General features: G+C 31.2%; 11 protein-coding genes, 1 pseudogene and 1 riboswitch. Of the genes and pseudogenes, 9 read left to right on the top strand and 3 right to left on the bottom strand.

What is annotated here, in order from left to right; all coding sequences use genetic code 11:
• Positions 1–22 precede the first annotated feature (22 nt).
• From RCG18_RS01525 to RCG18_RS01505, 4 genes and pseudogenes are all read left to right on the top strand, one after another.
• Positions 23–1030, top strand: a complete 1008-nt coding sequence (locus tag RCG18_RS01525; RefSeq protein ID WP_308039682.1) for an SDR family NAD(P)-dependent oxidoreductase — start codon at positions 23–25, stop codon at positions 1028–1030.
• A gap of 285 nt (positions 1031–1315) precedes the next feature.
• A complete protein-coding gene (locus RCG18_RS01520) occupies positions 1316–2245 on the top strand; it encodes a flagellin (RefSeq protein WP_308039681.1) in 930 nt (309 codons plus the stop codon).
• Between the two features lie 319 nt (positions 2246–2564).
• A pseudogene (locus tag RCG18_RS01510) lies at positions 2565–4342 on the top strand (aminopeptidase P family protein).
• A 90-nt stretch (positions 4343–4432) separates the two neighbouring features.
• Positions 4433–4609 carry a YjfB family protein gene (locus RCG18_RS01505; RefSeq protein ID WP_308039679.1) on the top strand — a complete coding sequence of 59 codons (177 nt, stop codon included), beginning with the start codon at positions 4433–4435 and terminating at the stop codon, positions 4607–4609.
• Positions 4610–4687: 78 nt separating this feature from the next.
• Here RCG18_RS01505 and RCG18_RS01500 read toward each other — a convergent pair whose 3' ends face one another.
• Positions 4688–5359: a TrkA C-terminal domain-containing protein gene (locus RCG18_RS01500; protein ID WP_308039678.1), complete on the bottom strand. Its 672-nt coding sequence runs from the start codon at positions 5357–5359 to the stop codon at positions 4688–4690.
• Positions 5360–5690: 331 nt separating this feature from the next.
• On the opposite strand from RCG18_RS01500, the gene RCG18_RS01495 reads away from it, so the two are divergent.
• The 5 genes from RCG18_RS01495 to RCG18_RS01475 all read left to right on the top strand — a co-directional run bounded on the left by RCG18_RS01495 (position 5691) and on the right by RCG18_RS01475 (position 9946).
• Positions 5691–6752 (top strand): HD-GYP domain-containing protein, encoded by a 1062-nt coding sequence (locus tag RCG18_RS01495; RefSeq protein WP_308039677.1) that lies wholly within the window; start codon positions 5691–5693, stop codon positions 6750–6752.
• Between the two features lie 73 nt (positions 6753–6825).
• Positions 6826–6924, top strand: a riboswitch (TPP riboswitch).
• A gap of 145 nt (positions 6925–7069) precedes the next feature.
• Positions 7070–8383: a phosphomethylpyrimidine synthase ThiC gene (thiC, locus tag RCG18_RS01490; RefSeq protein WP_308039676.1), complete on the top strand. Its 1314-nt coding sequence runs from the start codon at positions 7070–7072 to the stop codon at positions 8381–8383.
• A gap of 117 nt (positions 8384–8500) precedes the next feature.
• Positions 8501–9172, top strand: coding sequence for a superoxide dismutase (locus tag RCG18_RS01485; RefSeq protein ID WP_308039675.1), 672 nt, complete (start codon positions 8501–8503; stop codon positions 9170–9172).
• A gap of 8 nt (positions 9173–9180) precedes the next feature.
• A complete protein-coding gene (locus RCG18_RS01480) occupies positions 9181–9540 on the top strand; it encodes a zinc ribbon domain-containing protein (protein WP_308039674.1) in 360 nt (119 codons plus the stop codon).
• 70 nt (positions 9541–9610) lie between these two features.
• Positions 9611–9946: a single-stranded DNA-binding protein gene (locus RCG18_RS01475; protein ID WP_308039673.1), complete on the top strand. Its 336-nt coding sequence runs from the start codon at positions 9611–9613 to the stop codon at positions 9944–9946.
• Between the two features lie 337 nt (positions 9947–10283).
• Here RCG18_RS01475 and RCG18_RS01470 read toward each other — a convergent pair whose 3' ends face one another.
• Complete coding sequence (locus RCG18_RS01470; RefSeq protein ID WP_308039672.1) at positions 10284–11984, bottom strand: GGDEF domain-containing protein; 1701 nt, start codon at positions 11982–11984, stop codon at positions 10284–10286.
• Positions 11985–12417: 433 nt separating this feature from the next.
• Positions 12418–13164 (bottom strand): flagellar motor protein MotB, encoded by a 747-nt coding sequence (locus RCG18_RS01465; RefSeq protein ID WP_308039671.1) that lies wholly within the window; start codon positions 13162–13164, stop codon positions 12418–12420.
• Positions 13165–13170: the final 6 nt, after the last annotated feature.

Here is a 13170-nt window from a genome sequence, read left to right as displayed (position 1 = left end):
TATTGAAATGGAGATGATATTCATGAATGTTTTAGTAACTGGAGGAGCAGGATTTATAGGACGTTGGGTAGTAAAAAGGCTCCTAGAAGATGGACATAGGGTTGTGGTATTAGATAATCTGTCTAATGGAAGTTTACAAAATATACAGGAATTTCAGCATAGAAAGGATTTCAAATTTACCATAGGTGACATTAAGGATGAAAAGATTCTTGATGAAATTTTTAAAGAAAAATTTGATATAATATATCACCTTGCAGCATCTATAAATGTTCAAGACAGCATAGATGACCCTAAGACTACTTTTTATAATGATACAGTAGGTACTTTTAATATACTTGAAAAAGCTAAAGTTCAGATGTTCGGTAAAAATGGAAGGATGGATGGAGATGGTTGGGTTTTAGATTCAAGTGAAGATACCTATCCATGTAAAGTAGTTTTTATGAGTACCTGTATGGTTTATGATGTAGCCAATGAAAAGGGAATTGATGAAAACCATCCAACAAAGCCAGTATCACCATATGGAGGAAGTAAGATAGCTGCTGAAAATATGGTGCTTTCATATTATAATGCATATAAGCTGCCGACTGTAGTTATAAGGCCATTTAATACCTATGGACCTTTCCAAAAGACTGGTGGAGAAGGTGGAGTTGTAGCTATATTTATAAATAATTCATTACACAAAAGAGATATAAGCATATATGGAAGCGGAGAGCAAACAAGAGACCTACTTTATGTTAAAGATTGTGCAAGATTTGTAGTTATGGCAGGATATTGTGGACAGGTTAATGGTGAGGTAGTTAATGCTGGGACTGGCAGAGATGTAACTATAAATGAATTAGCAGAAATTATAACTAAGGATAGGGTATCTGTAAAACATGTAAAACATATTCATCCCCAAAGTGAAATAATGAAGCTGAAATGTGACTATTCTAAAGCTAAAGATCTTATGAATTGGGAGCCTGAATACACTTTAGAGCAGGGAATAGAAGAAACAGAACAGTGGATTAAAGGTACTAAACTCCTAAAATAGGAGATTAATTTAGTATTTGAATGAGCATCAATGGATTTTAAATAGATTTGATGCTCTCAATTTATGTTAAAATAAGCTAATAATTAATATAAGAGTATAAACAGGATTTTAAACTGAATGTGAGACCTAGATTTCGCATTCAGTTTTTTTATGGAAAAAACTAGATATGGATTTGATGAATCAGTAATAATAAATTGGTGTAGGTGATTAGAAAATATGGTATAATGATGTTAAGTGACTAAATATTGGATAAGGGTATATTTATGGGATAAAGGGGTGAGGCATATGATAATCGGTCATAACATAAATGCAATGATTGCATATAGACATATGTCATACAACTTGAATATGGTTGGAAGAGCTATGGAGAGACTTTCTTCTGGGCTAAGAATAAATAGAGCAGCAGATGATCCTGCAGGTCTAGCGATTTCAGAAAAAATGAGAGCACAAATTAGGGGATTGGAACAAGCAGCAAGAAATGCTCAGGATGGCATTTCTTCTATACAAGTTGCAGATGGGGCATTAAATGAAACCCATTCAATTCTTCAAAGAATGAGAGAGCTAGCAACCCAAGCGGCCAATGGAACATTAAGTGATCAAGATCGAAATCATATACAAGAAGAAATTAATCAGTTAACTTCGGAAATTAACAGTATTGGAAATAATACAGAGTTTAATACTATGAAACTTTTAAATGGAAGTGTTAATAAATATGATGGAGTTAACTCTGAAATTAGGCTTCAGGTAGGTCCCAACGCGGGCGACAATCTAGGAATTAAGTTAGAAGACATGAGAGCAAAAGCACTTGATATAAGTGGACAGACAGGGACAAGCATTACATCCAGCGATGGAAAAGTAACAGCTAAATTTTCTAATATAGGACTTGATGGAAGCAATCTAGAGAGTGCTTTAGATGTTTCAAATCATGAGAATGCTAGTGCGGCAATTAAAATATATGACGATGCTATAAAAAATGTATCTTCTTTTAGAGGAAGACTAGGAGCTACTCAAAATGTACTAGAACATAGAATTAACTACCTTAACAATACAGCAGAGAATCTAACAGCAGCAGAATCAAGAATTAGAGATGCAGATATGGCAAAAGAAATGATGAATTATGCGAAGTATAACATTCTTCTTCAAGTATCTCAAGCAATACTTGCACAAGCTAATCATCAGGCAGAAGGAGTTATACAACTACTAAAATCTCTGTAGTTTAAAAATAGAATAATAATTTTATAACTTAAAGAGAATATAGTTCGAAAAACTAAGAGAAGTTGTATAATGGTTTATACAGCTTCTCTTTTTATAGTTTAATGTGTTAATAAATATGAAAAATATGAATAAATTTTTGATATTAATCAACTTATTTTTATTAAACTGAAATTTTTTATAGTTATACTTAAATTTTTACTGTAAAACTATATGAAAAAACTTATGATTAATGTATAATGAGAATATATTCAAAATTTTAAATAAATTCCTATTATAAAGTTTTCAAATAAACACTCTATAAAAGAGGAGGATTTTTATTATGAGTATCAAAGAAAGAGTAAATTCTTTAAGAGAGAAGATGAAAGAAAAGGGCATATATGCATATATAGTTCCAAGTTCAGATGCCCACCAAAGCGAGTATGTTGCAGAGCATTGGAAAAGTAGACAGTGGATTTCTGGCTTCACAGGTTCTGCTGGAACAGCTGTAATCACTTTAGAAGATGCTGGTCTATGGACTGATGGTAGATACTTTATACAGGCTGAAAAACAATTAGAAGGCTCAGGTATAAAGTTATTTAAAATGGGACAACCATCAGTACCAACAATAGAAGAATGGCTCTCAAAAGTAGTACCTCAAAATGGAGTTATTGGCTTCGATGGAAGTGTTTTATCAACTTCTTTAGCTAGAAACATAGAGAAGACTGTATCAAAAAAGGAATAGCTTTAGAGCATAGATATGATTTAATTGATGAATTATGGAAGGATAGACCAAGTATATCTACAGAGCCAATCTTTGTTCATGATGTTAAGTATGCTGGTAAATCAAGAGTAGAGAAAGTAAACATGGTTAGAGAAGAGATGAAAAAGGATGAAGTTACTCATATTGTTTTATCCTCTCTTGATGATATAGCATGGCTTTTAAATATCAGAGGAACTGATGTGCCATGTAACCCAGTAGCAGTTTCATATGTAGTAGTTTCAGAAAAAGAAACTGTATTATTTATAAATTCTGTAAAGGTTAAAGATGAAGTTAAAAAAGAATTAGAACAAGATGGAATAGTTATAAAAGCTTATGAAGATGTAAATGACTACTTAAAAACACTTGCGAAAGAAAGTAAAGTGATGCTGGATGCTGTTAAAACAAGCTTTGGTATTTGTAAAGGTTTAAATGAAGGCATTGAAATTATAGAAAAAGATAATATAACAACAAAAATTAAGGGTATAAAAAACGAAGTTGAAATAGAAAACATTAAAAATGCTCATATAAAAGACGGTGTAGCAATGGTTAAGTTCTTACACTGGCTAGATAATAACTTAGGCAAAGAAGAAATTAGTGAAATATCTGCTGCGGATAAATTAGAAGGCTTTAGAGCAGAACAAGAACTATTTAAAGGTATTAGTTTTACTACTATAGCAGCATATAAAGAACATGCAGCTATGATGCACTATTCAGCAACTCCAGAAAGTGATTATAAACTTAAAAAAGAGGGCATGTTCTTAGTAGACTCAGGTGGACAATACTTAGACGGAACTACTGATATAACTAGAACAACGGTATTAGGAACTCTTACTGAAGAAGAAAAGAGAGACTTTACGCTAGTACTTAAAGGTGTTATTGATTTAAGTATGGCTAAATTCTTACACGGAGTTAATGGAACTAATCTTGATATACTTGCTAGAAGACCATTATGGGAGCATGGCATAGATTACAAATGTGGAACTGGTCATGGTGTAGGTTTCTTCTTAAATGTACATGAAGGACCTCATGCTATTCGCTGCAATGTAGTTCCTACTATACTTGAAGAAGGTATGATTGTAACTAATGAGCCTGGAGTTTATAAAGAAGGCAGACATGGAATCAGAACAGAAAATATTCTTCTTGTAGTTAAGGATGAAGAAACAGAATTTGGACAATTTATGAAGTTTGAAACGATTAGCTTTTGTCCAATAGATTTAGAAGGAATAGTACCAGAAATGTTTACTCCAGAAGAAAAAGCATGGTTGAACAACTACCACAAAGAAGTTTACAGCAAGCTTTCTCCATATTTAAGTGAAGATGAAAAAGAATGGTTAAAGCATGAAACTAGAGAAATATAATATCTAAAATTAAAAGGCCTTCAAATTATTAGTTTATCGACGATATTTATAAGTAAGAGATTAATAAATAATTTAATGGGAGGTATTTTTATGGATATAGCAGGAGCATCAATGGTAATGAGTCAATCCAAGGCAATGGATCAGGCTAGTATTGCGGTGATGAGAATGGCCATGAACACAGGTAAAGAAAATGCACAAGCTATGACAGATATGCTTGAAAGCTCAGTTAGTCCTAATCTAGGACAGAATTTGGACATAAGAGTATAAAAAGGAATAAGAAAAATTAGAAAATGAGCTACCTTTCAAAGGTAGCTCATTTTTTAGAGCGCCAAAATGCTAACAAAATTATCTATTTTGTTCTAAATGAAAAGTTTTTATAACCTGATCTACTTTGCCATACAGCAAAATGTTATCGCCATTCTCCAGTACATAGTCTCTCTTAGGGAAACCAATAAATTCATTACCTTTATCTATATTTAAAATTATTATGTTATTAGGCTTCAAATTTGAATCTTTTAAGGATACTCCTGATAAAGGTGAATTCTCATCTATAACTATATTATAAATGCCATATCCTTTTGCTCTAGTAACTAATTTGTATCCTTTTCCTGGAGACTTTTTTCTAGTATATTTTCTTAAAATTACCCTTTCTATAAAATTATCAAAAAAAGATAATAGTACTTTGTTTTTTATAACTGACCAAATAAATGTAAAAAATAATAGTATTATAGAGATATTTTGCAAAGTCATAGAACTTTTAATCAAGTTTACTAAAAAAGATGTTTCAGTTAAAAAACCTACATAGCCTAAAATCATAAGAAATTGGGCCAACTTTCTACGGGTAGAGTGTTGAGTAACAAGCTCTGATTCTTTTGTTGTAAAGCCTGAACCTGTTAGTAAAGATATTACTTGAAAACGAGCTTTTTCTTCTGATAAACCAGTAAGTTTAAATAAAACTGTAATCACCTCTATTAATGCTATAAAAAGTGCAGTGGATAATAAAAAATACAGCAGCATAAGGTCTACCTGCCTTTCGTGTAATAATATGTAAAATTTATCTATATATTTTAAGTAAATATTCGTCAATTAAATTATAAATTCCTCTACCAAAAAAATAAAACTATAACAAAGCTTTAATGAGGTGAAGTTATAATATTTTTTTATAAATAGTAGTGCACTTATAATTACGTTTGCAGTATAATTAAATATATAATTATAGTAATACATGAAAAGATAGATATATATTGAGATATATTGGCACATTATCTATTACTGATTTAATATAGAATATTATATAATTATTTATAGAATTAATATTTGTTAGCAAATTTAATTTTCGAGGTGAAATATGAAGCTAGAGATTATAAATAGATTAGAAGGAAATGAAGTATTAGGTAAAAATATATTTACTAATGATGGAAGAGTATTATTAAGAGCAGGTACAGTGCTAAATAATAGTTATATTAATAAGATGAGGGAAATGGGAATATTCTATGTATACGTAGAAGATAAAAGGTTAGAAGATGTTGAAGTAGAAGATGAAAATGTTAGCAGATTAAAGCAAACAACTATGGAATGTATGTCAAGGATGATGAAGAATATAACTGCTGTTTCTGATAAAAAGATAATGTCCGATTACATGAAAATTGTTGATGAGCTTATAGATTATATAGGCACAAGTGCAGATATAAATAAAAGTTTATACGACATTCAAACAAACAGTAACAAGACCTATGTGCATAGTATAGATGTTTGTGTTATGGCAACTTTTATAGGACATGCTATGAAGATGGATTCCTATTCAGTGAAAGAGTTAGGACTAGCTGCTGTTATGCATGATATAGGTAAAGCTCAGCTGCCAAAGAGCATATTGGAAAAAGAAAGGAATTTGACAAAAGAAGAATTAAATGAATTTAAGGAACACCCTTATATAGGAGCTAATATTTTAAGAAAGAATGTAAGAATTCCTGGGACAGTAGTTAGAGCAGTTCTACAACATCATGAGAGAATGGATGGCAAAGGATATCCCTACGGTTTAGAAGGAAAGAGTATATCAAAATATGCTCGTATAATTACTATAAGTGATGTGTATGATACTATAGCAAATAGTAGAGATTATAAAAAAACTTTCAGTCCAAATGATGCCTATGAATTAATCTTAGCGGGAAGTGGTACAATTTTTGATGAAGAAATAGTTAAGGTGTTTAGAAAATCCTTTTCAGTTTATCCTTTAGGATGCTGTGTTAAATTATCAAATGGTGTTGAAGGATATGTAGTAAGGCAGAATGAAAATTTTCCTGATAGGCCTGTAATAAGAGTTATATATAATACTGAGACCAAAAATAATATAGAACCTTATGAAATCGACTTGGTAGAGAGCATAAATTTAGTAGTAAAAAGTGTAGTTTAAACAAATATATTCTAATCCTTTACAAAGGTAACATATTGAAGTATAATTTTTATGTAGAAATAAATAGAGCCTTTGTATTTGCTAGGTGTGCCGTTTGGCTGAGAGGGCGTTTGCCTAAACCTTGGAACCTGATGTAGTTAACACTACCGGAGGGAAGCAATTGTGTAAATTAGTATATTCTTTGGATTTTACATGAAAGCTTATCTTTTGGTAAGCTTTCATTTTTTTATTAGAAATATGTTTGAGTTAAAAAGCCAGCATTGCATATGGGGATATTTATGAACTACTAAAATTATATGAAGAGGAGACTGAAGATTATGAATTATACAACGCAGATGGATGCTGCTAGAAAGGGCATCATCACCACTGAGATGAAAGTAGTTGCAGAAAAAGAACATATGGATGTTGAACAATTAAGAGAGCTTATAGCTGAAGGAAAAGTTGTTATACCTGCGAATAAGAACCATAAAGCATTAAGTCCTGAAGGAGTAGGACAAGGTTTAAGAACAAAAATAAATGTCAATTTGGGAATTTCAAAGGACTGCTGTAATGTAGATGCAGAAGTTGAGAAGGTACAAAAAGCTATAGAAATGAAAGCGGAAGCTATAATGGATCTAAGTTCCTTTGGAAAAACTGAAGAGTTTAGAAGAAAGGTAGTAGAAATAAGTCCAGCAATGCTAGGTACAGTTCCAATGTATGATGCAGTAGGCTTTTATGATAAAGAACTAAGTGATATAACTTCAGAAGAATTTTTAAGAGTAATTGAAAAGCATGCTAAGGATGGAGTTGACTTCATGACTATTCATGCTGGAATAAATAGAGAAACTGCTCAGATTTTTAAAAGAAACAAAAGAGTCATGAATATAGTTTCTAGAGGAGGATCACTTTTATATGCATGGATGGAGCTTAACAATAAAGAGAATCCATTCTATGAATATTTCGATAAGGTTTTAGATATATGTGCAGAATATGATGTAACTATAAGTCTTGGAGATGCTTGTAGGCCAGGCTGTCTTGCAGATGCTACAGATGCTAGCCAGATTAAAGAGCTTATGATTTTAGGCGAGTTAACGAAAAGAGCTTGGGAGAAAAATGTACAGGTTATGATAGAAGGACCTGGACACATGGCTTTAAACGAAATAGCTTCCAATATGATTCTAGAAAAGAAGCTGTGTCATGGAGCTCCGTTCTATGTTTTAGGACCTTTGGTTACAGATATTGCTCCTGGGTATGATCATATAACAAGTGCTATAGGAGGAGCTATTGCAGCAGCAAATGGTGCAGATTTTCTATGTTATGTTACGCCAGCAGAACACTTAAGGCTTCCTAATTTAGAAGATATGAAAGAAGGTATTATTGCAAGCAAAATAGCTGCACATGCTGCAGATATAGCAAAGGGAATTAAAGGCGCTGAAGAATGGGATTTAGCTATGGCAAAAGCAAGACAGAAGCTAGATTGGGAGTCAATGTTTGAACTTTCTATAGATCCAGAAAAAGCAAGAAGGTATAGAAGAGAATCTACGCCGGAACATAGTGACAGCTGTACTATGTGCGGAAAGATGTGTTCTGTAAGAAATATGAATAGAGTTATGGAAGGGAAAAATGTAAACATATTAAGGGAAGACGACTAAAATGTAGATGCCTCAATTACTTTCTAAGTAGTTGAGGCATCTTTTATTAAATCAGGTACTTTTTGTTAACTTGTAGAATATAATTATTATGAATTAATATTACAGGGAGAAATACAAGTGTTTAAACTAACACCAAAAGAATATGATTTTTCATCTGTGAAGGGTATAACACCGAGACAGCTTCAACAGCATTATAAACTATATGAGGGTTATGTATCAAAACTAAATGAAATATGGAATATTCCAAATGATGCAAAGGAATTTAAGGACAGTAATGCTACTTATAGTAAAATGAGAAGCTTAAAATTAGGAGAAACCTTTGCCCTTGATGGAGTAAAATTACATCAACTTTATTTTCAGAATATGACAGGAGGATTTAATAATCCAACAGGAGAAATAATTAAGCTAATAGAAAGAGATTTTAACAGCTATGAAAACTTTCTCCAATACTTTAAAAATGTAGGATTAGCAGTTAGGGGATGGGCCATACTTGCCATTGATCCTCTGGATAATAAGCTTCATGTTTTTGGTGCAGATGCTCACGATGTTGGAGCAGTGTGGGATTCATATCCTCTATTAGTTATGGATGTATATGAACATGCATATTTTATGGATTTTGGAACAGATAGAAGTAAGTATATTGATACATTCATAAAAAATATAAATTGGAGAATAGTTAATAGTCGTCTGCAAAAATACAATATGATTAAATCTGCAGCAGATAGCATGAGGTATATAGAAAATCCATCTATATATCCAATGTGGACTATTAAGGATGATGAAGATTAAACATGTCAATGAGTGATAAACTAAAGCTTATAAAAATGTCTCTTAAAGAAAATGCAGATATAGCTGTTAAAAAATCTCAAGATTTAATTGAGTATTCAGATTTGTCGCTGTCTATGTCATCCTGTGATAAGGCTATAAATGAAATATGCATGGAAATAGGTAAAAAAATATATAAAATGTATAAGAGTGGTGAAGATAACACTAAAAAAATAATGGAACACTGCGAAGAAATTAAAGAATTAGAAAAAGAAAAGAAAAAAATTAAAAAGAAAATTCTTAAGCTAAAGGATAAAAAGGAATGTAGAATTTGTGGTACTCTAATAGATAAAAAGGCTCATTTTTGTGATAAATGTGGAAGTAAGCAATAGAGACGGATTTATTGTTTAAGCCCTCCTAATTTGGACATAATTATAGAAAACAGATTAGGAGGGAAAGATTTTGAATAAAGTAGTACTTATAGGAAGACTTACTAAGGATGCTGACTTTATGCAGCTTGATGATGGTACAAGAGGTGTTGTGAAATTTGTACTTGCGGTAAATAGAAACTTTTCTAATAAAAATGGAGAAAAAGATGCAGATTTTATTTCTGTTGTTTATTGGAGTAATCATGCAGAAAAAATCAGTCCCCATCTTACTAAGGGAAAACTTATAGGGGTAAGTGGAAAGATAATAACAAGAAGCTATACTGAAGAAAGTGGAAATAAAAAATATATTACCCAAGTTGAAGCCGATGGCATTCAATTCCTAGATAGCAAAAAAGAAACTGCAGTTTAACAGGGATAGTGTGTCTAGAACTTTCTAAATATATGGGAACTAACTAGAAAGTTAACTTATGCAGAGGGATATGTTTCCAAAGCTGAAGTAGATTTAAAAACTTTGTGCCAGTCTTAGTGAAGGGTTTTAAGAGAACCTTAGAACTTTAGAGTTGTTTGAGCATAGCGAGTTCTCGAAAGTTCTTAGGTTATCTTGAAACACGCACTCTGTGTAAGCGACTATCACCAAATCAAAGATTTGGAATATCTGCTTAAGCTTTAGACTGGCTAAAAGTTTTTAACGTGCTGAAGCTTGGAAACATAGCCCGGCGTATAAGTTAACTTTCGGCCTAGAAGCCCTATATTAGAAAGTTAGTTTCAAAATCGGGAGCGGAAAAAGGTTTCCCAAAGTAATATCCCTGCACTTCATCGCAGTTAATACTTTTTAAAAATTCCAATTGGTTCTCAGTCTCCACACCTTCACATATTATATTCAAATCTATATCATGAGATAAAATAGCAACGGATTTCATTATTGCTTTTTTCTTATGATCATATTCGATGTTATCTATAAAACTTTTATCAATTTTAATCGTGTTTAGGGGCAACTCCTTTAAGTAACTTAGAGACGAATAGCCGGTACCGAAATCATCTAAAGCTATCTTAACGTTAATATCTTTAAGCTTATTAAGAAGTATTACAATATTATTTATATCCTTAATTGCTGTACTTTCAGTTATCTCTAACTCTAAGTATTTAGGGTTGAATTCTGTTTCAGTTAGAACGTTGGAAACTATATCAACAAAATTCTTGTTTTCAAGCTGTTTTTCAGATATATTTACAGAAATTTTTAAGGGATAACCGTATTTAGCATGCCAGAATTTTGTTTGTTTACAGGCTTGTCTTAGCACAAACTCACCTAGTGGCAAAATAAGTCCGATATCCTCTGCAATTGGAATAAATTCCGAGGGCATAATTTTAGTTCCATCTGGTCTAATCCATCTAAGAAGGGCCTCCATTCCTATTAATTTTCCCGTTTTTATATTAACTTGAGGTTGATAATAAACCTGAAATTCATTATTTATGAGAGCAAGTCTTAAGTTATTTTCAAATTTTGATTTTTCTAAAGCTTTTAAAGATATATTGTGACTATATATTATGTAAGTGCTTTTAGCAAAATTTTTGGCAAAATACATAGCGTTGCTTGAAAACCTTAGAAGTTCAGAGGGAAGAGTGGAGTGCTTTGGAAAAATGCTTACTCCAATTGTTGTGGTTATACCTAATTGATTATCATTTATTTGAAATGTATTACTAGTTAAAGTCTTTTGAACTAAGTTAACAAAATGCTCTATAAGTTCTATCTCGTCTACATCTTTGAGAAGGAAAACAAACTCATCACCAGAGTGCCTGTATACTGAACAGTTATCTCTACAAAAGTTTTGAAGTAATTTTGATATTTTTTCTAGATATTTATCACCTACATCATGGCCTAAAGTATTATTTATAGCTTTAAAATCATCAATGTTCATACAAATTACAGAAAATACAATGTCATCACTGCACAGTTTTTCCAAGTCACTTTGCAGCATATTTGAATTTGGAAGTTTTGTAAGATTATCATAATAAGCTATGCTGTAAAGATTATTTTCCCAGGCCTTTCGAACTGTAATATCTGTGATAGAACCTAACATTTTAGTAATTTTACCATACTTATTGTAGAAAAACTTTGCTTCAATACAAGACCAAATGTAATTTCCGTCATATTTTGTTAGTCTGCATTCAAAGTTGAATATGTCAATTTTGTTTTTTATATTATTATTTATAGTTGCAAAAAATTCTTTGATATCCTCTTTGTGGATTAGTTCGGTGAGAGAGCTGCACATATTATTTTCGTTGTAGCCAAGTAGTTCAAAACATTTTCGGGAAAAATAAATTTTGCTGTTTAAAATATCCCATTTCCATAGACCATATTTTGATGAGCACATTATGGTTCTATATTCTTCTAAATCAAAATTAGCAGCTTTTTCAATACTTAATATTTCTTTAATTCTAAGTTCCATATGAGAAATCTCCTTCTTAGATAAAGTGAAGCTAGAGATATATATTACAATTGCAGTATTTAAGTTAAGTATACTATTAATTAAAAAATATTATGATATAATCTATTATAATACATTTATTGGGTTATGATAAATATAATTTTGAAAAATTGTAAAAAATTATAAAAATGCAACTAATTTTTAATTTATTAAATACTATACACCACTTTTTGGGGATTGTGAATCAATTCTACTTCTTTTTATTTCTCTATATTTTTGATCTAAAACATAAAAAAGGAACCAAATGTGGTCCCTTTCGCTAATAAAGTAAGAATATCATATTTAAGCTTTTCATGTATAAAGCATATTTTAATATTATCACAAGATCGATTTATAAATTCCTACAATTCTTTTATTATTACATTCTCTTCACAAAGCATGTAATATAATTAGACTAATTTGCATTCTTAGAGTTTGATACATACCTTCGAACTATAAGTATATCCACACTTCGATTTTTTGATCTTCCATCCTCTGTTGAATTATTATATTTAGCTTTAAATTCACCATAGGCTTGAATTGAAAATTTATCAGGTGAAAAATCACATTTGTCAACCATAAAGTTCATAACATTTGAAGCACGCATATAGCTCAAGTCCCAATTAGAACGGAATTTTTCATTTTTTATTGGAACATTATCTGTGTGTCCGCTAATCTTTATTTCATTGTCTAAATCCTTTATCATATTTGATATTTTCATAAGTACTGGTGTAAATTCATTTAATATGTCTGCCTCTCCTGAGTTAAAAAGTACTGTATCCTGTATTCTTATATCTAAGCCTTCACCATTAAGTTCAACTTTTACCTTATCTGCATAGCCATCATTTTTAATACTTTGTTCTAAGGTATTTTTAACCTGAAGCATCTTATCCTGCTCAATTACACCACTTTTTTCATTTAACGTATCCAAATCATCTATTTTGAAAGTATCTCCATTACTACCGTTACTTTGCAATGCTCCACTACCACCTGAAAAAACAACATTAAATTGGTGGCTAAGTTGTTTCGCTTTTTGGTTATCTACTTTACTCATAGCAAACATAACTATAAAAAGTGCTAATAGTAGCGTCATCATATCAGAATAAGGGAGCAGCCATGTTTCATCTACATGTTCTTCATGATGTTGTTTTTTGCCTTTCATTACTAA

The sequence above is a fragment of the Clostridium sp. OS1-26 genome (assembly GCF_030915445.1).
Taxonomy (GTDB): domain Bacteria; phylum Bacillota; class Clostridia; order Clostridiales; family Clostridiaceae; genus Clostridium_AM.
The sequence above is the reverse complement of the archived record's forward strand: the minus strand, read 5'-3'. Positions and strand labels throughout refer to the sequence as shown.

Bases quoted from the DNA above. Each gene is read 5' to 3' on its own strand.
- RCG18_RS01525 (WP_308039682.1), top strand. From the start codon at position 23: ATGAATGTTTTAGTAACTGGAGGAGCAGGATTTATAGGACGTTGGGTA.
- RCG18_RS01520 (WP_308039681.1), top strand. From the start codon at position 1,316: ATGATAATCGGTCATAACATAAATGCAATGATTGCATATAGACATATG.
- RCG18_RS01505 (WP_308039679.1), top strand. From the start codon at position 4,433: ATGGATATAGCAGGAGCATCAATGGTAATGAGTCAATCCAAGGCAATG.
- RCG18_RS01500 (WP_308039678.1), bottom strand. From the start codon at position 5,359: ATGCTGCTGTATTTTTTATTATCCACTGCACTTTTTATAGCATTAATA.
- RCG18_RS01495 (WP_308039677.1), top strand. From the start codon at position 5,691: ATGAAGCTAGAGATTATAAATAGATTAGAAGGAAATGAAGTATTAGGT.
- thiC (WP_308039676.1), top strand. From the start codon at position 7,070: ATGAATTATACAACGCAGATGGATGCTGCTAGAAAGGGCATCATCACC.
- RCG18_RS01480 (WP_308039674.1), top strand. From the start codon at position 9,181: ATGAGTGATAAACTAAAGCTTATAAAAATGTCTCTTAAAGAAAATGCA.
- RCG18_RS01470 (WP_308039672.1), bottom strand. From the start codon at position 11,984: ATGGAACTTAGAATTAAAGAAATATTAAGTATTGAAAAAGCTGCTAAT.
- RCG18_RS01465 (WP_308039671.1), bottom strand. From the start codon at position 13,164: ATGAAAGGCAAAAAACAACATCATGAAGAACATGTAGATGAAACATGG.